This is a genomic window from Acinetobacter sp. 1207_04, assembly GCF_052850415.1.
Genome location: NZ_VXCQ01000006.1, coordinates 180,227 through 203,061, shown reverse-complemented (window position 1 = coordinate 203,061; position 22,835 = coordinate 180,227). Strand labels below are relative to the sequence as shown.

General features: G+C 36.9%; 19 protein-coding genes. 10 read left to right on the top strand and 9 right to left on the bottom strand.

The window, feature by feature from the left end:
- Positions 1 to 147 precede the first annotated feature (147 nt).
- The 6 genes from FW754_RS07530 (at position 148) to FW754_RS07505 (ending at position 4,885) form a co-directional block, all read left to right on the top strand.
- Complete coding sequence (locus tag FW754_RS07530) at positions 148 to 1,080, top strand: MlaA family lipoprotein (protein ID WP_446324251.1); 933 nt, start codon at positions 148 to 150, stop codon at positions 1,078 to 1,080.
- A 144-nt stretch (positions 1,081 to 1,224) separates the two neighbouring features.
- Positions 1,225 to 2,193 (top strand): RsbU family protein phosphatase GigA, encoded by a 969-nt coding sequence (gene gigA / locus FW754_RS07525; RefSeq protein WP_409510389.1) that lies wholly within the window; start codon positions 1,225 to 1,227, stop codon positions 2,191 to 2,193.
- Between the two features lie 113 nt (positions 2,194 to 2,306).
- Entirely contained in the window at positions 2,307 to 2,831 is a 525-nt protein-coding gene (gene gigB / locus FW754_RS07520; protein WP_409510388.1) for an anti-anti-sigma factor GigB, read from the top strand.
- A 31-nt stretch (positions 2,832 to 2,862) separates the two neighbouring features.
- Positions 2,863 to 3,687 (top strand): carbon-nitrogen hydrolase family protein, encoded by an 825-nt coding sequence (locus tag FW754_RS07515; protein WP_409510387.1) that lies wholly within the window; start codon positions 2,863 to 2,865, stop codon positions 3,685 to 3,687.
- An 85-nt stretch (positions 3,688 to 3,772) separates the two neighbouring features.
- Positions 3,773 to 4,360 carry a hypothetical protein gene (locus FW754_RS07510; RefSeq protein WP_409510386.1) on the top strand — a complete coding sequence of 196 codons (588 nt, stop codon included), beginning with the start codon at positions 3,773 to 3,775 and terminating at the stop codon, positions 4,358 to 4,360.
- A gap of 99 nt (positions 4,361 to 4,459) precedes the next feature.
- Entirely contained in the window at positions 4,460 to 4,885 is a 426-nt protein-coding gene (locus FW754_RS07505) for an organic hydroperoxide resistance protein (RefSeq protein WP_409510385.1), read from the top strand.
- Between the two features lie 926 nt (positions 4,886 to 5,811).
- Here the strand turns inward: FW754_RS07505 and FW754_RS07500 are convergent.
- Genes FW754_RS07500 through FW754_RS07490 form a run of 3 tightly spaced genes read right to left on the bottom strand, consistent with a single transcriptional unit; the run spans position 5,812 to position 8,018 of the window.
- A complete protein-coding gene (locus tag FW754_RS07500; protein ID WP_446324250.1) occupies positions 5,812 to 6,243 on the bottom strand; it encodes a hypothetical protein in 432 nt (143 codons plus the stop codon).
- The gene (locus tag FW754_RS07495; protein ID WP_446324249.1) at positions 6,240 to 7,643 is read right to left on the bottom strand and encodes a hypothetical protein; all 1,404 of its coding nucleotides are present in this window, start codon (positions 7,641 to 7,643) and stop codon (positions 6,240 to 6,242) included. Before FW754_RS07495 ends, FW754_RS07500 begins: the two co-directional genes overlap by 4 nt.
- A gap of 9 nt (positions 7,644 to 7,652) precedes the next feature.
- Positions 7,653 to 8,018 carry a hypothetical protein gene (locus FW754_RS07490; RefSeq protein ID WP_446324248.1) on the bottom strand — a complete coding sequence of 122 codons (366 nt, stop codon included), beginning with the start codon at positions 8,016 to 8,018 and terminating at the stop codon, positions 7,653 to 7,655.
- A 69-nt stretch (positions 8,019 to 8,087) separates the two neighbouring features.
- Between FW754_RS07490 and FW754_RS07485 the strand changes: the two genes are divergently transcribed.
- On the top strand, positions 8,088 to 8,777 hold the full coding sequence (locus FW754_RS07485) for a hypothetical protein (protein ID WP_419346038.1): 690 nt from the start codon (positions 8,088 to 8,090) through the stop codon (positions 8,775 to 8,777).
- Positions 8,778 to 9,096: 319 nt separating this feature from the next.
- On the opposite strand, the gene gspE is transcribed toward FW754_RS07485, so the two are convergent.
- On the bottom strand, positions 9,097 to 10,584 hold the full coding sequence (gene gspE, locus FW754_RS07480; protein WP_419346039.1) for a type II secretion system ATPase GspE: 1,488 nt from the start codon (positions 10,582 to 10,584) through the stop codon (positions 9,097 to 9,099).
- A 100-nt stretch (positions 10,585 to 10,684) separates the two neighbouring features.
- Here gspE and FW754_RS07475 point away from each other — a divergent pair, with 100 nt between their 5' ends.
- Together FW754_RS07475 and FW754_RS07470 are read left to right on the top strand one after the other, a co-directional pair.
- Positions 10,685 to 11,506: a hypothetical protein gene (locus FW754_RS07475; RefSeq protein ID WP_446324247.1), complete on the top strand. Its 822-nt coding sequence runs from the start codon at positions 10,685 to 10,687 to the stop codon at positions 11,504 to 11,506.
- Positions 11,507 to 11,515: 9 nt separating this feature from the next.
- Positions 11,516 to 12,439, top strand: coding sequence for a mechanosensitive ion channel family protein (locus FW754_RS07470; RefSeq protein ID WP_446324246.1), 924 nt, complete (start codon positions 11,516 to 11,518; stop codon positions 12,437 to 12,439).
- Positions 12,440 to 12,531: 92 nt separating this feature from the next.
- Here FW754_RS07470 and FW754_RS07465 read toward each other — a convergent pair whose 3' ends face one another.
- On the bottom strand, positions 12,532 to 16,152 hold the full coding sequence (locus FW754_RS07465; RefSeq protein ID WP_446324245.1) for a DUF2339 domain-containing protein: 3,621 nt from the start codon (positions 16,150 to 16,152) through the stop codon (positions 12,532 to 12,534).
- 146 nt (positions 16,153 to 16,298) lie between these two features.
- On the opposite strand from FW754_RS07465, the gene polA reads away from it, so the two are divergent.
- Positions 16,299 to 19,064, top strand: coding sequence for a DNA polymerase I (polA, locus tag FW754_RS07460; RefSeq protein WP_446324244.1), 2,766 nt, complete (start codon positions 16,299 to 16,301; stop codon positions 19,062 to 19,064).
- A gap of 91 nt (positions 19,065 to 19,155) precedes the next feature.
- Here the strand turns inward: polA and FW754_RS07455 are convergent, their stop codons facing one another.
- From FW754_RS07455 to FW754_RS07440, 4 genes are read right to left on the bottom strand one after another with little or no spacing between them, the layout of a single operon-like run.
- Complete coding sequence (locus FW754_RS07455) at positions 19,156 to 19,725, bottom strand: YggT family protein (protein WP_419346043.1); 570 nt, start codon at positions 19,723 to 19,725, stop codon at positions 19,156 to 19,158.
- A gap of 25 nt (positions 19,726 to 19,750) precedes the next feature.
- A complete protein-coding gene (gene proC / locus FW754_RS07450; RefSeq protein ID WP_409510373.1) occupies positions 19,751 to 20,581 on the bottom strand; it encodes a pyrroline-5-carboxylate reductase in 831 nt (276 codons plus the stop codon).
- 35 nt (positions 20,582 to 20,616) lie between these two features.
- Positions 20,617 to 22,029 (bottom strand): tRNA lysidine(34) synthetase TilS, encoded by a 1,413-nt coding sequence (tilS, locus tag FW754_RS07445; RefSeq protein ID WP_446324243.1) that lies wholly within the window; start codon positions 22,027 to 22,029, stop codon positions 20,617 to 20,619.
- Positions 21,966 to 22,790, bottom strand: coding sequence for an acetyl-CoA carboxylase carboxyltransferase subunit alpha (locus FW754_RS07440; RefSeq protein ID WP_409510371.1), 825 nt, complete (start codon positions 22,788 to 22,790; stop codon positions 21,966 to 21,968). The genes tilS and FW754_RS07440 overlap by 64 nt, the downstream gene beginning before the upstream one ends.
- Between the last annotated feature and the right edge of the window lie 45 nt (positions 22,791 to 22,835).

Genomic DNA, 22,835 nt, shown 5'->3' with positions numbered 1-22,835 from the left:
AGTGGTTGTTTTATACCCATTTATCATATTTATTCACACTTTTTAACCATATTTGTTTTAATACATTATGGGTTACACCTGTTAAGATAGTTTTAACTCTTTTTAATCCAATCATTATGGCAAAGAAAATTGCAAAAAAGGATTCCTATGCATCGTTTTAATTTTTTATGGGCAAGTATGTTTTCTCTTGCTTTCGCTGCACCCGCTTTCGCGCAAGAAGAAGCTATCATTTCTGAAGCAATAAGTGATTCAGCTGAAAACGATGCTGTAGAACCTATACCAACAGATGTGGTAAACACAACAGAACATAATAAACATCCGCGTCTTGATGCGTTGAAAGATTTGAAAAATATTAAAGCAAAAAACTTAAAAGTTGATGCAAATGCTGCACAAGACGACAGCATTAAAGATCCGTTGCAACCGCTAAACCGTGAGGTATTTGCTTTTAATGACATGCTTGATCGTAATATTGCTCGTCCTTTAGCAGTTCAATACTCAGAAAAAGTACCTGGTGAAGTTCGTGGCTCATATCGTTTATTCCGTAAAAATATGTCTGAACCATGGAATGCCGTCAATCAACTTGCCCAAGGTCGTTTTAGCCGTGCAGCCAAATCATTGGGCCGTTTTACTATTAATACAGTGACATCTTTAGGCTTGGCTGATCCTGCAAGTCGTCTTGGATTACCTACAGAAGAAGAAAGCTTAGGAATGACCTTAGGCTACTATGGCGTACCAAGTGGCCCTTATTTAATGTTACCTATTATGGGACCAAGTTCGTTTCGTGCAGCTTTAGACTATCCAGTTGAAGGTTATGCTAAACCGATGACCTACATTTTAGGTGATCATGATAAAACTGAATTAGCTTGGGGGCATACAATAATGAGTGCTATTGATGCCCGATCGAACTTACTTGATGTAGATAAAGTCTTACAAGGTGATAGGTACGCATCTATTCGTGACATTTACCTACAACGTGTAGCATTTAAAATTGCTGAGAAAAAAGGGAATGGTGAAGAAACTGTTTCTTTTGTTGATGAGCAGGATGACGACAGTGACGTAGATAGCAATTCAAAAAAATAATTGAATATTTTCTTACACTATTTTAAGAAATACGATTTAGCTAATGTTGGCGTAATTTTTTTTGTTTTACGCCAATACTTGGCGATTGATTTGACATCGTCTAATATATTTATTTTACAACGCTCAGGTTTTTAATTTCATTCTATGTATTTCATTCAACCCACTCGACTTATCCCCCATTTAGATGCTGTTCTAAATGCACTTCCGAGTTTAGAAATGATCCGCATCGAAGATCTTGGGCAATGTGACTCTACACTTGTTGCAATTGCGGATGTACATGACTATTTGGAACATCAATGGTCTTTACCTACTGTTGTTATTGCGCATGAAAATGAAGGTTCTGAACTTTCTCAAGCGTGGGAATTGGGTGCATTGGCAGGATGGATTTGGAATCGTTTACCAAACGATCCTGAACAATCTTTACAAAAAATAGATGCTCAATATAAACGCAATCAAGATAGTCGTGATTTACCTTCTGCAGCGGAACTACAAAAAAAATTACTCCCTAATCCAATTGAGTTACTCAATTATAAAGTTGAAACGTTATTTAAACCTTCGGCTTATTTATCGGGTGATTGGTATGATTATTGGAAAATAAGCGATAAAGAAATTATTTTCTATCTTGCTGATGTCTCTGGCCATGGTGTAACAAGCTCACTCCTCACTTCTTGGATGGCTGCATTTCATGGTCGCTCTAAAACACCACGAGAATTAATCAAAAAACTCAATGGTATGTTAGTTCAAGAAAATATTGAAAAACACATTACAATGGTTGCAGGTACGCTAAACCTCGAAACCCATACCTTAAAATGGTCTAGTGCAGGTCATTATCCTCCACCTATTATCTTTGAACCAAATCAAGCCCCTCGTGTTTTAAATACCAGTAGCTTTCCATTAGGTCTAACAGAAGACCTCGAAGTTGAAGAATTTACGACAACATTGACTAAGCATGCACGATTCATTATTTGCTCCGATGGTGCACTCGAACCATATAGTGGCGGTTTGAATGAACAGTTCGCTCAACTGGTCTATCATTTGCAAAATCAATCATTCCGTGCACCAGATCACGTTGCGGATGATATTGCCATCCTCAGCCTCAGAAGAATGAATTAGATTTATAATCAATAACCTACATCACTATAGACTATTTATACCTATGCAAATGCTTGAGTATCGAGTTGCGCTATGTGATAATTTTCAAATCCTTTTCTTCAAATGGCATTTATATGTCAACAGGTCATGTTGAATATGCAAGCTTGAATGGAACGCATATCTTCAAACTCATTGGTGAAGTGCGAGCCCAGTCTTGTATAAGCTTAGACAAACTTTTGGCGAGAATTGAACAGCAAGAAAACGTTACCGGCGCACTTGTTGATTTAACCCAAACTACTTTTATTGACAGTACTGTTTTAGGTATTTTGGCTAAACTAGGCTTAAAACTTAGACAAATCCACCATGTTCAAGCAGTAATGCTCTCTACAAATCCCGATATTTCTACTCTAGCCAATAGCATGGGGCTAGGGCAAGTTTTTGTCATTTTAAATTACTGTGGTGATCCTAATGTCTGTACTAAAGCACTGATTGATGACAACATCACAAACAATACAATGCTATGCACGGTATTAGATGCACATAGAACACTCATGAAACTCAATGAAAATAATCAAAATATGTTTGAGCCATTGGTGAAGCAACTTGAAAAACAGCAAGATACGATGGACTGTATATCTGCTGATAAGCAAAATGCTTAACTATTCTTCCAAAATATTTCAAGGATAGAGCATGACTTTACTTTCCGTTGTTCAAATGAATTCTCAAAATGACATTGAAGCAAACTTCATGGTCATTGAATCATTGATTCAAAAAAGTAAAGCTTTAGGTTCATCTTTGGTTGTTTTCCCTGAGAATTTTGTTTGTTTCGCCGCTGGTAAACAACGCGATACAGCTGAGCGTTTCGAAGAATTTCAACAACGTCTTGAACACTTAGCGTATCGACATCAAATTTGGATTGTTGCGGGTACTCTCCCATGCCCTTTTCGTCCTGATGGTTCAATCATTGAAGATGGTCGTGTTCGTACTGTGAGCTTATGTATTAGCCCTGAACGCACCGAAGCACGATATGACAAAATTCATTTGTTTGATGTGCAAGTTGGTGACGCAGTCGGTGGTTATCAAGAATCTAAGTTTTTTGAACCTGGTACAGATGTCGTTGTGGCAAGAACACCCTTTGGCAATATTGGCTTAATGGTGTGTTATGACTTACGCTTTCCTGAACTTGCACTGATGCTTAGATCGCATGGTGCAAATATTTTGACTGCCCCTGCTGCTTTTACCCATACAACAGGTGAAATGCATTGGCAGTTATTACTCCAAGCACGCGCTATGGATAGTCAATGTCAAGTTTTAGGCGCAGCGCAGCAAGGTTGGCATGGTGAAAAGCGCCAAACTTGGGGGCATGCAGGAGCAACCAACTCCCGTGGACAAATTTTACAAATTACAGATAATGAAGGTACCCGACTTTTAACTGTACCTTTTGATTTAGAAGAACAAAATACCATACGTGCATCAATGCCACTTATGCAACATCGACAATTAATTCAACTCTAAAGTTTTAAATAAAGTAAAACGTAAGTCTTGAGTTTTTTCATGAACTCATTTTTAATATTTTCATTGCAACTTTAAAGCGATAACAATGAAAATATTTTTACCCCTTATACCTGTATTTCTTTCGTTCACTTGTGGCTCGGTATTTGCAAAATCAAATGATCTGTATGCAATTGCAAAAAAAAATTCAGAAACAGAATGTGTTCGAGGTTTAGCCCAACCAGTACTGTTAAAGAATAAAGTTCAGAATCATACTTTTTCAATTAAAAATACGACTGATGATTTCCCTATTTTATATGGTTTAGAAACAGCACAACTCGAAAATAAGCAAACTATACGACTTGAACATGTTGGTTGTGAATCTTATGGTTTCAACATTCAGCTTATGCTAAATTCAACCTATATTGAAAAAAATCATACACTTTGTCAAAGTTGTTTAATTCAAGAGTTACGTAAAATTGCTGTTTATTTTCAACAAGATGATCGTGAGTTTTATTTAGATGGTATTACTGCTTTAGAGCAACAATTTAAAAAATCTAAGACCTTTAAAATCAATACTGAATACATGCTTAAAGGTACAGAAGAAATGCCTCAAACCTTTTCTTTTAGTCAGATTCAAAAGCAAAAAAATGGGCAATATCTGATTGATTTTAGAAATAATACAGGTCCACTTTAATTCTTTTTTATTTAGACATTATATTTACAAAAAAACTGCTTATTAATTCTGCATTTTAATACAGGATAGTGTTTCAAATAAATATTTTAGGATATAAAAATGTCTTTAGAAAAGGTGGTTTATACCGCACATGCGAAAGCAACTGGTGGTCGTGATGGTCGTGCAACATCGTCAGATGGTATTTTAGATATTCAGTTGAAAGTACCTAAAGAAATGGGCGGTGCAGGTGGTGGTACTAACCCTGAACAGCTTTTTGCTGCGGGCTATTCTGCATGTTTCTTAGGTGCAATGAAGTTTGTAGCTAATCGTGATCATTTGAAAATTACGCCTGATGTTTTTGTTGAAGGTGATGTCGGTATTGGCCCTATTCCAACAGGTTTTGGGATTCAAGTGACTTTAAATATTCATTTAGAAGGTTTGGAGCAAACAGAAGCACAAAAACTAGTTGATGCTGCACATATTGTTTGTCCATACTCAAATGCAACACGTGGCAATATTGATGTGACTTTGAATGTAATTGTTTGATTTTAAATCAAACATTAAAATAGCTTTACTTCAAATAAGCCGATTTTTTCTAGTCGGCTTCTTAATGAAAATATAGACACTTTAATTGATTTCTAACAAAATTATTAAACATAATGTCCATTATGTTTATCTAGTCATGATTACTGAGTTAAGCCTATTTACGCAAGCAGTTGTAGTAACACGGTAGGACAATCAAAACATCAAGAAAGCAATCAAGAGCCTGCAACCAAAATAGAAATGAGAACTTAAACAAATTAGTAAGATTAGTAAATAAATTGAGCGAACAATTACGGAACTTCAAGATAAAAAAAAGCTCTGATCAACAATTACAGGTTTTAGAAATAAAAGTGAGTAATTTTAAAGAATAAACCACGACAGAGTTATAGTCGCATTTTTAGAATGTAATTTAGTTTTTAAAAATATTTATCTAAAATATAAGCAAGTCCACCAAATAAAAAAAACAAGATGCTTGATGCATAAATTATGTATTGAATATAAAATAATTTAGGATACTTTATTAACATCTCATTCAGTTGAGTTTTATTTATTAGGTAATAAAATTGTTGTCCATAAAGTTTTTTAAAATTAACTCCTTTTTTTACATTTAGAGTTTCTCTCCAAAAAACAATAGGTAATAAACTAATAAAAAAGCAATTAAACGGTTCTAATGGAAATTTAAAATATTTATCATCATTAAAAATAATTTTACAGATACCTTTTAAGTTATAAGAAATATAACTGTATTGTATTAAGTAAGATAAAAAGAAAATGATTAGAAACAAAAAACCAAAAAATATTAATGGCATTATCTCTATGAACAATAAGAGTTTATTCATTATATTTTATTCTCATTAATCATAGTCTTTTCTAACAACTAGCTCTCCTAACTCGATTCCACTATACTCGTCTAGGATTTAAATGTATTTTTATAAAAACTTACTTAAAATTGTAGCTATACCTATAAAAAAAATAAATAAAACTCCTGAAAATATAATAAAATACTGTGTATTAAAAAAAACAGGGTATTTATTTATCAATTCCTTTAATTCACTTTCATTGAGGGAAAAATAATAATTTTTGGAGTATAGTTTTTTAAATTTAATATTATATTTAATATTTAAATATTCTTTCCCAAAAACTATTGGCAATGCACTTAATAAATTAAATGTTAAGGGACTTAAAGGTGTTCTATACCACATTTCATCATCAACTATAATTTTACATATATTTTTTAAATTAATATTTATATAGACATATAAGAAAAATGAACATAAAAAGAAAATAAATAAAAATACAAATCCAAACACAAAAAAAGTAAATATATAGTCTGTAGTTAGTAGATTGAAGAAGTGTTTCATTTTTTATCGCTCACTTTATCATAAATATAACCCGCCCCAAATCCTGCTCCTTCGCTAAATCCCCAACTTGCTAAAGCGCCAACACCAGCGACAACACCTAGAGCAACCCAACCTGTTCCGCCTGTTGCAAGACCTACAACAATAAAACTTACTACAGCTCCAGCTCCTAAACCACCAGCAATTTTAGAGCTTTCCACAACAGTAGTTCTTACTTTTTCTTCAGATTTAGTATTTACAATTGCATCACCTGCATTGTAAATATCTAAAGCTAGAAACAAATATCCTCCACCTTTTATAGATTTACTCATTTTCCCAAGTTCACTCATTTTGTCGATATAACCTTTTATGCCACCCTTGTAAGTTGCGCCTCTAGCTAAAGATGATTGACTAATTATACGCCTCATATTATTGGTCTTAATTGATTGATCCCATTTGAATAAATTTTTTCTGGATTCTCTATTTAGCTCATCATATAAATTAGAATATTTTTTTCTAAAAGCTTTGAAGTTTTTAGGATTCGCTAAAGAAGTACCCTTTGCTTTTTCTTCTGCCATTTTTAAGGCTAATTCGCCATGTATTTTATATATTCTTTTTGTTGCCCCATCTGAAAAACTCATAGCAGCATCAATCCCTCCCTTTGCAATTGTTCCCCATGCGACACCACTATCATTTTGTGTATTATCAAATTTCTGAACTAAAGGATGATCATTATTTATAAAAATATTTGTATTGGTTATTTCAGTTCTACTGTCATTAAGGGCATCATAAAAAAACTCATAGTTTTGGGCAAAGAACTTAGCATCGAAGTCCTTGTCTTTTTTCATTTGTTCTAAGTTTTTTTGGGCTTCTTGAGCATCTTTTTTATATTGTGGTAGCTCTTTTGCTGTTGTTGAGTTGGAAAGAACAACCACCATTCCTGGTGTTAGTAATCGAATTGGTGCCATATTGGATATATGGGGATTATTTGCTCGAAGAATGTCCCAGTCAGAAGATATCAAAGACTTTTTAAACACTCTTTTCGCCCAATCGAGCATGGTTTCAGTCTTTTTAATTAAATACCAAGCAACTTCACCATCATTTAAATAAATTTCTTTAATGTTTTCTTTTACATTTTTCGTCATTTCAGCTGTTACTTTGATGGTAAAAACGCTATGTGTTTTTTTATCTTTATATGGTTTTACAGAAATTTTTTGAAGAATGTCTCCACGTAAATAAACTTCATAAATTAAACTAGTATTCAAATTATAAATTTCAGTCCATCCAGTTAAACCTTGCTCATTAAATCGTTCTTCAAACTCAATTTTTTTCTTGGTATTATTATTAATAACGACAAACTTACAAGTTAAATCCTTTAGTTTTAAAGGTGCTTGTACTGTAAGTTTTAAACGACTGTAGTGCATATCTCAAACCTATTCTTCGTCTGTTTCTTCTTCGTTGGCTTCTTCAACATCATTCATCATTATTCTTGTGACGATAGTTTGGGCCGATGGTGTTGTTTTGAGTTTTATAAATCCATCATCGCTGGTTAAGCCACGCTGAATATTACCGTCTTCATCCATTAAAATATAAGGCTTATTGGATACTGCTATATTTTCTTTATTTTTAACGAGGTATTGTATGACATAGGGATTCTGTGCATCTGGCATCTGAGGTAATTGGACGTTTACTTTCTGTCCGCCTTCAAATTTATGTTGTCCTGCTTGAAAAAAAATTTTTCCGTTTGTAGAGATGGTAATCCCTTGATCATTGATAACAATACGAGAACCACCAGCCATTATTATTGCTCTATGTGAATTGATTCAATTAATTTATCATAAAATAACAAAAATTGGAGTAATTGAAACATGACTATGATTATTGCCGCACATTTAGATGACTGTATTCTGATCGCAGCGGATAAAAGAGCAATGACATATGATGTAGAAACAAAAATATTGCACTTGGCACATGATGAGGTACAAAAAATAAAACTCTGGAGTCGAGGAGCAATAGCGGGAACAGGGGAAATGCTTTTTCTGAATCGAATCGCTGATTACTTTATTCAATTTGAAGTTGATGGGCGACCATTGAAACAAATGGATGTGATTTATAAGGAAATAGAAAAACGAAGTTTAGAAGGTGTTTCGAAGAAAATATTGATCAATAATAGCCTTATATTCTCAATGTTTGATGGTTTAGAAACATTACTCTACCTCATTCCAATTGAACTATTTTTTAAAGAAATTGAAAAAAATGGGCAAAAAATTATTCAACCTGAAATGTATCAAATTATGTCTTTTAGCGTAGATGTAACATGTTTTAATATTCCACCCGATATGAGTAGTCTACAAAATTTTCAGGGTAATTTAAGAAGTCTATCGAGTTTTGATAGTGAAATAGAGTTTATTACGTATTACATAGAACAGCTCAAACAAGTTTTTGGAGTACATGCTCAAATTGACCCCAGTATTACAACCTCATTTGATCTATATATCCAATCTTGTAGTACGGGGAAAAGCCTTGCCTTACATGTTCCAAATTTATTTTTAGTGTAGCTAATTTCTAAAAAATTGAATTATTGGGAAAAATTTAGTAAATAAATATAAAAATGTTAAAATTTAGCGACCCAAAGTAGCAATTTTTCCAATCATTCAGGAAACTCTTTTTATATGTAAATTTTGGATTATAAATTTTGCTAAAACCAACATAATACAATTATGCGAAACTAAATTTTTATATGTGATTAATCAATATTTCACACTAAATCAAAAAGCCCAATCTCCACCGATTGCGCTTTTTTAATGATTTTTTGCGTTTCATACATAGGATTTAATCATTGTCCCACAACTTTAATTAGGACAGTAAACAAACACATCACTCTGCAGCTTCATTCGTCACACGTAAAACCTCTTCCATCGTAGTTTTACCTACCAACACCTTACGTAAACCATCATCACGGATTGAACCCGTTTGCTGACGTGCATACTCTTCAAGCTCGTACTCTGCTGCATGACCATGAATTAAACGGCGCATCGCTTCATCAACAGGAACAATTTCATAAATCGCAGTACGACCTGTAAACCCTGTATGTGAGCAATGATCACAACCTTGTGGTACAGGTAACTTCAAAGTATGTTCCGTTGTAACATTTTTAAAAATATCTTTTTCAAAATCATCGGCTTCACGGAACGTATGACAGTGTGAACATAAAGTACGCACCAAACGCTGTGCCATTACGCCAATAAGAGAACTGGCCAAAAGAAATGGTTCAATTCCCATATCTTTTAAACGAGTTACCGCACCAATAGCTGTATTGGTATGTAGCGTTGACAATACTAAATGACCTGTTAAAGACGCTTGGACTGCAATTTCAGCCGTTTCTAAATCACGAATCTCGCCGACCATCACCACATCAGGATCTTGGCGAAGCATGGCTTTTAACGCACGAGCAAAAGTCATATCTACTTTGGTATTGACCTGCGTTTGCCCAATCCCTTCGAGTTGATACTCAATTGGATCTTCAGCGGTCAAAATATTTTTAGATCCATCGTTCAAATCAGAAAGCGCAGCATAAAGCGTCGTGGTTTTACCCGAACCTGTAGGGCCAGTCACCAAAATAATCCCATGCGGACGATGTACCAACTGCGTTAAACGATCATAATCAGGTTTCATCAAACCCAAATGAGTCATGTTCAAACGCCCTGCTTGCTTATCGAGCAAACGCATGACTACACGCTCGCCATGCGAAGATGGCAATGTTGACACACGAACATCGACCTCACGTCCTGCAAGGCGTAAAGAAATACGACCATCTTGCGGCACACGCTTTTCAGCAATATCAAGTTTTGCCATAACTTTAATACGTGAAACCAAAAGCGGTGCAAGCTCACGGCGTGGTTGAACAATTTCACGTAGTTGACCGTCGACACGTAAGCGAACCGAAAGTTTCTTTTCAAAAGCTTCGATATGAATATCGGATGCACTCACACGAATTGCTTCGGACAATAATGCATTAATTAAACGAACGATTGGTGCATCATCTTCCTGATCCATCAAGTCCTCAGTTTCTGGCACTTGATCAGCAAGGCTAAGTAAGTCAGGATGATCTTCTAAACCTGCGGCAACTTGTTGTGATTCACCCGTTTCACCTGCATAACTTGAACTGAGCATATTGTTAAAATCGGTATCTGAACATAATTGATACTGTGCCACACGTCCAACGTAACGGCGTGCTTCCTGAATCGCAATTTGTGCAGTATCCTGACGACGGACAATAAAGACTTGATCGCCTTCGTAACGTAGCAACACTCCGTGTCGTTTCGCAAAACTATAAGGTATTTGTAATTGTTTCAGTGCTTGCATTACAAGTTATATTAATGATTAAAATTGCTTTGAGTGTACGCTATGCGCATGACAGCGTGAAGCCTGTTTTTTAAAAGAATTCAATATAGGAATGGCACTTTTGTTGACAACGAATGAACTTCTTGAACCTGAATTGCCCAATTTAAAATGGTGGGGCGATCAGCATTTTGAGCTCCATCAATCCAAAGCATGGCAATTTGGCTCGATGATGCTTCGCTTGACCCGTGGTTTACAGGAATGGCGACTGGAATATTATCGTCCGCAATTTCAGTACGACTATGAGCAACAATGGTATAGCATTCAAGATGTTAATTTTGCCTTTCCACAGCCTGTCCATGTTGAACGCTATATGTTCCGTGAAACACATAATACGTTTCAGTTGTTACCACGGCTTGCGGATCGCTCTGTGGTGATTCGTCCTGTCGATCCAATTTATATTCCCGCAGGGCAACGAGGGACTTTGTATATTAGTACCCCACTGTGGATTTCAGGCTATGTTCAGGCACAAAAAGAGCCATTGTTCGATATTCCCGTCATTCAGCCAAAAGATACATGGTTTGGTCCAGATCATCGTACGGGTGACATGTGTTATGCCACTTCTGTTGATGGTCGAACCGAATTAAAGCTACTGCGTCCTCGCGCTTTTCGTGCAGTGACACCAATTGATTTTCATAATGTCAGCAGCCATCAATTACGCTTTGACCGTATGAATGTTCCTGTTCCTGCACTACCTCTGTTTTATAGTGAAAGTACAGGTCGTTTATGGACATCACAAATTAAAGTGTTATACGAAGGAAGTGATCGTCCATCTCGAATTAAAATTGAAAATCGTACACCACCACTTGCAGGTGAAGTTGTTTACGTACATCCACCTCGTGCACCAGGTGGTGCATTATTTAATATGTTCGATTCATTTTTTTAGGAGTCTCATATGCCCAACTCAACGATTCCTAAAGATATTTTCGATAGCTTTAAAGGTGTATTTACCAATATCAATACAGATCGGTTAAGTGAAATTTTAGTTGCACTTGTCTTATGTGTGATTGGTTTTTTTCTTGCCCGTCTCATTTCTAATGCTTTTATTCGCACAATTGGCGTCCGATTTAACGCCCATCAACGTCTTGTATGGCGACGTGGTATTTTTTACTTTATTTTCATGATTTTTGTAATGACTAGCCTGAAAGAGGCTGGTTTTAAACTCAGTGTATTTTTAGGCGCAGCAGGGATTTTAACCGTTGCTTTGGGTTTTGCCTCACAAACCTCTGCATCAAATTTAATTAGTGGTTTATTCCTTATTGGTGAAGGTTCTTTTGAAATTGGCGATACCATTCAAATTACCCTCATTCGTGGTCATACGATTGAAGGTGAAGTTATTTCAATTGACTTATTATCGGTAAAATTACTCACTATGGACAATGTTTACGTACGCTTACCAAACGAACAACTGATTCGTGCCCCCGTCCATAATTTATCAAAGTTTCCGATTCGACGGATTACACTCACTGTACCAATCAATTTTAATGAAGATATCAATAAAGTGCGTTCCGTGCTGATTGATATTGCCACAGCCTATCCATTGGTTTTAGCCGACCCTAAGCCTCGTGTCACGGTTTCTTCTTTTGCTGAATCTTCGATTGAGATCACGTTTGCCCTTTGGTGTAAGCAAAATAATTATTTACAAGTGAAAGATGAAATTCATGAGCTAATTCGTAACCGCTTTGTAGATAATCAAATTGAGATTCCAGTCCCTAAAATTGGTTTTGTAGATCGTCCAACACCTCAACAACCATTAACCGATGAAGATTTAGATCGCTATGCCAATACACAAGAAATTAAGCGTGAACCTAAGTTATAAATTTTAGAATTTTGATCTAAACATAAAAAAAGGATGGTGATCATGCCATCCTTTTTTTGTTTTATGGATTGTCTTTTTCTACAACAACATTTCTAATTTTTAGGTTGGTCTTTACTCTCGTCACCATCTTCAGCCAATTGGTTAACAATTTTTTGTGCAGGCGGTAGCGGTGCAAAGTAACCAATCAGCAACATCACCAAACCACTACCAATAAAGGAAACAATGCGTGTAATGGTATGTGTGTGTGACAAATCTAAGAAAATCAATTTTGCAATCACCAAAGCCAATACAGCAATGCCGAGCATCCACACATGACGTAACGACTTTTTGCTCGCAAAGGTGGTCAAAATCAGTGCTAGTACCACCCAAAGAATCGTTAAACTTGCTTGAACTGTACCATTCTGCCAAGCCTCAACCGACCAATAAGGCAAGTTCATATAGTGATGTAAACTACGCAACATCACACTGCTGATCAGCATTAAACCTGTCACAATCATGATTGCCATATTGGCAATTTGTAGTTCACGCCCTTGCGTTTGTATTAATGGTTTAATAGCAAAAATACAGATCACAAAAATGCCGATACTTAAAGCATCCATCGGATTGAGTAAAGTGATATACGGCAAGTTCCATTGTCCATTTTGCAATAGACTAATGAGCCATACACTCAAACCACCAACAAGGACAATACTGATGTTGGCCTGCCAATAAGGCTGTAAAAACTGTAAAGGCTTCACTTTTAACGATGCTAATAAGACAACAACAGGCAATAACAACAGCATTGGAATAAATGCGAGTTGATTCGATGCCAACAATCCACCAAAGACTGCCATCAACAAAACAGCAAGCAACATAAAGAACTGTTTTAAGAATAACTTCATTTGCTTAGTGAAAACTTTTAGACAGAAGATAAAGACCATAAACCACAAGGCAATAGTCATTAACATCGGTATTTGATAGACAGGTTCAATCGTCCAAAACTGAAAGTTTTTTGCAATAAAAGCACTCAATACTGCAATTTCACTCACACCAATAAATAAAAGAATAATACTCAGTGACAACCAAATTTGATCAAGCACTTGATGTTTGAAGCGATAAATTAATGTAAGAATGCCCCACCACAACAACATTGGCAAAGCGATACTGTATAAATCACATTGCATCAAATCGCATATTTTATACAACACATATGGAACAAAAATGAATGACAAACTAAGATTCAAACAGGCACTTGTTCGATCAATCTGAGTGGATGCAGGTTTGACTTTATACCATAACCAATACGCAATAAATGTGCTGACTATGATCAATAAAACTACGACGATATAACGTAAATTTTGCTCACCGAAAATAGCAGATATTGCACAAATAGCACTCGCCCACAACAAAACTGTAGAGGCATTTCGTATAGATGGAACAGCGTATAAACACGTGATAATTAGCATACTTAATGCTTGCAATGTCCACCATATTGAAATGATATCGGTCTGCCATAAAACCAGTGGAATCATGGCAAAGTAAAACAGCGCACAACCTGCAAACAATTGCATATTTTTAGACAGTTGCTGAACTTGAAAAACACGCACAGCGATTACTATTGATGCAAGTGTCAAGACTGCCATTAATTCAGCATTTTTAACGAGCACATCATTTTGATCCACCATAAAACAATACAACACAACGACAAATTGTAAGATCAACAAACTTCCGAGTGTTGCAGACTGCATCATCTTGCTTAAAAATGCACTATTTTGTATTTGCTGTACCGATGGCGTTGCAACGGCATCTTCTGTATCAATATGATCTATACCAATATGATCATTGATCAATTTTTCATTCAGCTCAGGTGTGCTAAAAATATAAGCACTTGCTAAATAAGCTAAAGTCAGGAAACACACAGCAAGTACACTCAAGTTTCCATCAAATAAAATGCTTTTCAGCCAAAAAGCACTACTCGCCCCAAGTAAAACTAAACCATACAACACACTATTTTTTAAATGATGACGACAACCCATCCAAATCAGTGCCAATGCCTGTACTGCCCACCCTGTACTCGTCCATTGGGCATCAAAAGCAAAAGGCAAAATGAGTGCAAGGAAAGTTAATCCTAAACCGTAAAAACTTTGAATCAACAATGTCAAAGTTTGTGACTTCTTATGTAAAACATAGCCCACCACAAAATACACCAATGCTAATACTGCACTTGCAACACTCAATGCTGTCTGATTGTGATAGACCAAGCCTGCATATAAGGTAAACGCCATAAATGGTGTAGCAAAAATCAATGCAGTATCTATCAATGGTATGTTTTTAAAAGCAATTTTATACTGTGCAATATTTTGGCTGTAGCGAATTGAAACAAACAGATATAAAGCAAAATGTAGCCAAACCAATATACTCAACATGGCATATTGTTCAGGTTGTGCTTTGAGCCAAATACTTAGTCCACCGACACCAAAGGTTGCAAGCAATGAAATGGTATTTAAGATACGCCACGGTTTAAAGAAAGCAATCACAGCTAAAGCTATATTTAGCACAAGATAATAGCTAAACAGTGCAGGTATATTATTACTGCCTGTATTTAAAATAAACGGCGCAATAAAACCACTTCCAAGGGCTATAAATGCCAAAATCAGTGCATTTTGTTTCAAAGCAAGTAATAATGTCACGGCGAGCAAGCCAATGAGTAAACCGTAACTCAGTGCGACAGAAGTGATAACAGCGAGCTTAAAAGCACTAAATAAAACAAGGAATAAAATTCCTAAGCCCGCACCTTGCACACTAATCGCATAACCATAACGTTTGTTGCGTAGCCAATACCCGACTGCGGTCAGTACGCCACCTGCAACAGCAATGCCTGCTAATTTTGTACTTAATGTCGGTTGCCAATATTCACTAGCAAAACGTAATAGTAAAATCACCCCAATCAATAAAATGATAATAGCGATACGGACAATACTATTTCCACCTTTGAACCATTCAACAAAAGCACTCCATAGCGAAGTCATACCTTTCAGGTCTTTTAATAAGGTACTTTCTTTACTTTGATCAGATTGGTTTATAGATTGTGCATTGTGTTCTGCTTGTTGTGACTGACTCTCTGCATAACGTACTTGTGAATCTTCTATGTACTCGCTCTCTTTCACAAAATCGTCTTTTACATAACTACCTTCTTCATTCGTATCTGCTAAATTTGAAGGATTTAAACTAGAAGTTGTGGAAATATTCTGTTGATCCGATAAAACTGAATCATGTAAAACTTCTGCGCCATTATTTGGTGTAAAGACTTGATCAAAATGATCTGACTCCATCTGTTCCAGCATTTGAACATGAATATTTTGTTCATACCTTTCTAATTCTTTACTTTCAGCTTTGAGAAGGTCTGAGGATTTCTCTTTATTCAATTCTTTAGCTGTATTCAACCGCTGTACTTGCAATAAATCTTGAATTTGCCTTTGTTGGAACAAGATCATGTGTTGTTGCTTACTCAAAGCATTCAAGACAAAAATCAACATAAAACAAAAAAATAATCCGACTGCACTAATCCATCTCGGCTCATCGTCTAAAATCAGGAAAGCCATCCCAAAACATGCTAAAACCAAAAAATTGAGTTTAGTCAACCAACCATAGTCATTTGGTATAGCTGAATATTGGGGACTTATACCCGACTCCATGTTCGATGTTGTATTGTGTTCTTCTTGTTGTGATTGCATGGACTATCCTGAATTAAAAAGAAAGATCAGTCATTCATTTTGAATCATAGCATCATAGTACATCCGACCTTTCCCGTCACCCTGAGCTCATTTTTATCCAAACTCATGTAAACTATGCCTAGCTTCATTATTTTGAGAAATCATCAATGCCACCATTTGTATTAGTCGATGGGTCTTACTTTTTATTTCGTGCCTTTCATGCACTCCCACCGTTAACGACATCGACTGGACTACAGACCAATGCGATCCGTGGTGCGATTTCTGCAATTCAAAAATTGATGCGCCGAATTCAACCTACGCATATGGCGGTGATTTTTGATACGCCCGAGCCAACCTTCCGCCATGAACTTTCACCGATTTATAAAGGTGACCGCCCAAGTATGCCAGATGAACTTGCACAGCAAATCCCCTATCTACATGCGCTCATTCGTGCATTGGGTATTCCATTGCATATGCTTCCTGGTGCAGAAGCCGATGATATTATTGGCACATTAGCAAAACGTGCCGAAGCCGCAGGTCATCAAGTCCTGATTTCGACAGGTGACAAAGACATGGCACAGTTGGTCACGGACAAAGTGACTTTGGAAGATAGCTTTAAAGATAAACCCATGGATGTAAATGGGGTAATTGAAAAGTTTGGCGTACGTCCCGATCAAATTATTGACTATTTAACCCTGATGGGCGATGCATCAGATGGTATTCGTGGTGTACCTGGGGTCGGTGCAAAAACAGCAGCAAAACTATTAAATGAATATGGTTCAATTGGTGGCATTTTAGAAAATGTCGATAATATCAAAGGTAAAGTTGGTCAAAACTTAAAAGACAATGTTGAAGGTATTGCACTTGATCATCAACTTGCCAGCATTGTGATTGATCTTGATCTCAATATCACTTATGAAGATTTAAAACTCACCGACCCCAATGTAGATGTATTGCGCAACCTTTACACCGAATTAGAGTTTCGTAATCAATTACAATCCCTTGACCACCCGAACAATCCAAATGGAGCAGTTTACAAACAAGCATCTACGCAAATTGTAAAAACTGAACCAACCACAGAAGCAAGACCTATTACCGATCAAGCCCAAAGTACAAGTGATGATGATCTCTTAGGGGGAGCACAGTACCACACAATACTGACTCAAGCCGATTGGGAACAGCTTTTCCAACGCTTAAGTACAGAAAAACGTTTTGCGATTGATACTGAAACAACAAGTTTAGATTACCGTGTTGCTGAAATGGTTGGGTTTTCAGTGGCTTTTGATGCAAAAGATGCTTACTACGTTCCACTTGCACATGATTACGAAGGTGCACCTGAACAGTTGAATCGTGAAGCCATTATTCAGCAAATAAAACCGATTTTAGAAGATACTAGCGTTGAGAAAATTGGGCATCATTTAAAATATGATGCACATATTTTTGAAAATCATGGTATCCATTTACAAGGATGGTACTTTGATACCATGTTGGCATCTTATGTGCTCAATTCAGTTGCAACCCGTCATGGTATGGATGATGTTGCGCGTGTTTATTTAAGCCATTTAACTACGACATTTGAACAAGTTGCAGGTAAAGGTGCAAAACAAAAAACGTTTAATCAAATTGAGATTGAAACGGCTGCACACTATGCAGCAGAAGATGCACATGTTACCTACCGCTTATACGAAGTACTTGATCGTAAGTTGAAGGAATTACCTGAGCTTTCAAGCATTTTACATAACATTGAAGTGCCTGTTGCAAGTGTTCTAACACGTATGGAAGAAAACGGCATTGCACTCGATTTAAACTTCCTCGATCAATTGAGTATTAGCTTCTCTGAAACCATTCAAGATCTTGAAAACCAAATTATTGAAATTGCAGGTGAAAGTTTCAATGTATCTTCACCTAAACAAGTCGGTGAAGTACTGTTTGAAAAAATGGGACTAAAAGGCGGTAAAAAAACTGCAACAGGTCAATACAGTACCTCAGAGGCCATTTTAGAAAAAATTGACCATCCGATTACAGCACTCATCATTGAATACCGTGGTCTAACTAAGCTCAAAAGCACCTATACAGATGGCTTACTTAAACAAGCCAATCCTGAAACACAACGTGTGCATACAAGCTACCATCAAGCTTTGACTGCAACAGGTCGTTTGTCTTCTACAGATCCAAACTTACAAAATATTCCTGTTCGTGAAAATATTGGTCGTCAAATTCGTCAAGCATTTATTGCACCTGAAGGACGCATCTTACTTGCAGCCGATTATTCTCAAATTGAATTGCGCTTAATGGCTCATTTTTCACAAGATGAGGCTCTCGTTCATGCTTTTAACCACGGTCAAGATGTTCACAGTCGTACTGCTTCAGAAGTTTTGGGTGTTGCCCTTGAAGATGTAACTTCAGATCAACGTCGTCAAGCTAAAGCAGTAAATTTTGGTCTACTGTATGGCATGTCTGAGTTTGGTTTAATCCGTCAGCTTGGCTTTACCCGTGAAGAATCACAAAACTATATTAAGCAATACTTCCATCGCTATCCGGGTATTTATGAATATATGCAACGTACCCGTCAGATTGCGTTGGAACAAGGTTTTGTTGAAACGATTACAGGTCGCCGTTTGTATACGCCTGATATTAAAGCCAGTAATATGATGGTTCGTAAAGGTGCTGAACGTGCTGCAATCAATGCACCATTACAAGGTTCTGCTGCGGAAATCATTAAAATGGCAATGATTGAAGTCGATAAAATTTTGCCAAAAAATCAAGCAAAACTGCTTTTACAAGTACACGATGAATTGGTCTTTGAAGTCGATGAAGACATTGCAGATGAAATTTCTGTAAAAATTCAAGATGTCATGCAAAAAGTTGTTACCTTATCTGTACCGCTTTTGGTTGAAGTGGGTAAAGGTAAAAACTGGGATGAAGCACATTAAAACACCTATAATCCAATATTAAAATTTAGACATAAAAAAGGACTCGTTAAAGAGTCCTTTTTTATGTCTTCATTCATATTTTTAGAATGAATTAAAAACCAATCAACAATGTACGTGCAACTTCATCCATCAATCGCTCAGCAATCATCAATGCCAAGAACGCCAAAATTGGAGATAAATCAATCATACCCATATTCGGCAACAAACGGCGGAATGGTGCCAATAATGGTTCTGCAAGCTCTTGAATTACTTCAATATAAGGTGATCGAGATTGGGTAAACATTACCACCCAACTCAAAATTATAGTCGCGAAAATTAAAATTCTACAGAAGCGAATCAAATCTTGAATCATACTGACAAAAGTTAAAATGAGCAGATGCACAGGGCTTGTGATCATATGACCACTTAAATACATCACACCAAACATTTTAAGCAAATACAAAATAATGATTAATACCAATGCCGCAGTATTAACACGTCCTTTCGCTAAAGTAGGAAAAATACGACCAAAAATATCGACAATTTTAGTCGCTTTCACAGTTGACAACACAACTGGATTATATGGGCTCACCATCGCCAATTGCGTTAAAAAACGGAAAAATACGAGCAAAATGGCTACGTTTATCACAATGCCAAACATCTGAGCAGAATCTATACCCATACTGGAGCGTTCCTAATTCAATTAATTACTTACTGTTATTGCTAATTTCTTGTGCAAGTTCTTGGCTACGTTTTTGTGCAGCAGCAAGTGCAGTCTGAATATTTTGAGAGATTTGGGCACGATCAAAAACTTCAAGTGCCGCTTGCGTTGTACCATTCGGTGATGTGACATTTTTACGTAATTCAGCAGGTGAACTTGCACTTGTAATCGCCATCTGTGCCGCACCTAAAGCTGTTTGCAAGGTCAATGCTGTTGCAACTTTTTCATCTAGTCCCATGTTTTGACCTGCACGAATCATACTTTCCATCATATAGAAAAAGTATGCAGGACCTGAACCTGACACCGCTGTGACTGCATCAATTTGTGCTTCCGTATTAACCCAAAGCGTTAAACCTGTAGCCGCCAAAACTTGACTAGCAAGATCGCGATCCTGAGTATCCACGTTTTCATGTGCATACATACCATGCGCACCTGTTTGTACCAATGCAGGTGTATTTGGCATCACACGGACAATACGCGTAGCATTGGTCAGGTCTGCAATAGTTTTAATCTCTGCACCCGCCACAATCGAAATGATTAATTTATCATCAAGTAAACCATGAAGTGGTTTTAGCACTTGACTCAGGACTTGTGGTTTTACTGCCAAAACTACGACATCGGCATTTTGAATTGCAGTAATATTATCACTAGTAACATGAACATCTTTTTCCTGTAATCGTTCACGAATCACATCAACAGGATCTGAAACTGTGATGCGAGTAGCAGGCAAACCACGGCTGATCAGACCACCGATCAATGCCTGTGCCATATTACCACCACCGATGAAACCAATATTACAATTTAAAGCTGTACCCATGAAACACACCCGACCATGATTTATAAACTGGATTTTTAAAAACAGGAGATCAACGTTGGTTGCCATCCAGCCTCAACACAATACTCAGATTGCGCAAGCCAGAAACCTTTTGGCGTAAAGACCCCAAGCATAACATTATCTATGCTCAATATTTGAATTGTATGACGCATCCATGGAAAAATATGTGCTTGTTGAATAGCTTTTTTCAACGGCCAACTGCCGACACGTCCATATAGATGAATTTTCTCACCACCTTGTCGCAGTGTGAGCTGTAATTTTTTTCCTAATAATAAAGGACTTAATCCCATTGTTATGTTTTTTTCAAGTTGTTGATCTTGCCCAATAAGATTCGTAAATACATTCTCAATATGAAACTGCCCTGCTATTAATTTTTGTACAGTATTAAGTTTAAAAATAATATCCGCATGCTGTGGCACGTTATTTTTCCGTTCAGCTAAATATACATCTTCAGTTAAACGATACAATATGCCCTGATAGCGTACATAATAAAAACCATGATTGTGCAATGCCGATTGAGCATCTTCACGTGCTTCAATCACTTCACGTTGTAGGCGTTCTACCATATCAAAAGTTGGACGATATTGCTCATCACCTCTCATCCAAGCAGATAAGAATTGCCTTTGCCTTGCTTTCGATAATTGTAAAAAGGCGGTTAAATCAAGTTGTGTTGCATCGCCACATTTTGCCAAATCTTGCTTTAAAACTTCATTTAAGATTTCATCAGCATCTTGCATAAGCACAGTCGTTCTTGCCAAAGCCTGTTGCATTTTGGGGTAACGGCTTTGCAAAATCTTCCACAATTCATGCCGACACCATGCACGATCATAGTGTGTATCTAAATTTGTCGGATCATCAACATACTGAATATCGGATTGTTGTACCCATTGGCAAATCTGCTCACGAGAGATATTCAATAGTGGACGCCAAATGTGAATATCCTGATCTATTTTTTGTTGAACATCGATACTTCGCATCGCCGCCATTCCTTGAACGCCTGTACCCGAAAGTAAGCGCAAGAGTAAAGTTTCAGCTTGATCTTGTTGATGATGTGCTAAAACTAAAATTTCACCCTTATCTAGGTGCTTGGCAAAAGCCTGATAACGTGCTTCTCGTGCTTGATTTTCAAGATTACCCTGCTGCACATCAACATTTTGAATGATGCAAGGAATGTTTAGTTTTAGGCATTGTTCTTGTACAAAAATCGCCCACACATCACTGACTTTTTGCAGTTGATGATTAATATAGATTGCACGGACTTTTCGCGGAAAAAGCGCAGACATTAAATGCAGAAGCAGCATGGAATCCATGCCGCCACTGCATCCAATCAGGAAGGTTGTTTGGTCGGTGAATCGACTGTACTGACTTAGAGTGTCAGTCCTGAATTGTCGCTGCCAAATTTCATTAAACGTTGGTAACGTGCTTCGCATCGTTCTTCAGCACTCATCGGTTGTAATTCTTCTAGCGCCTGTTTCAGCACAGCTTTGAGCTGATCCATAATTTGCTCAGGATGTAAATGTGCACCTTCACCTTCATCGACAACGTATTCTACAATGCCCATTTTTTGCAATTTATCTGCTGTTAAAGCCAAAGCTTCACTTGCTTGTTCTGCTTTTTCAGCTGTTTTCCACAAAATAGATGCACAACCTTCAGGTGAAATTACAGAGTAAATACTATGAGAGAGCATAATCACACGGTCTGCAACACCAATACCTAAGGCACCACCAGAACCGCCTTCACCCAATACCGTTGCAATTACAGGCACTTTCAAACTTGAAAGTTGCGCAAGACTTGTCGCAATTGCTTCTGCTTGACCACGCTCTTCTGCACCAACACCAGGGTATGCACCCATGGTATCAATAAAAGTAAAAACAGGTAAATTAAAACGCTCAGCCATATCCATTAAACGCTGTGCTTTACGGTAACCTTCAGGATTACTCATCCCAAAATTATGTTGCAATTTCTCACGGGTACTGCGACCACGGTGTTGTCCTACGACCATCACTGGCTGACCATCAAGGCGAGCCAATCCACCAATCATTGCACCATCATCACCATACACACGATCGCCGTGCAATGTATCAAATTCAGTGAATATATCACCGACATAATCTAGAAATTGTGGACGCTCTGGATGACGTGCAATTTGAACCGTTTTCCAGGCTTTAGACTGGGCAGCTTTACTTTTCATAACTCGAGAATGATCCCTGATTCACCGAAAGATAACTCTTCAATC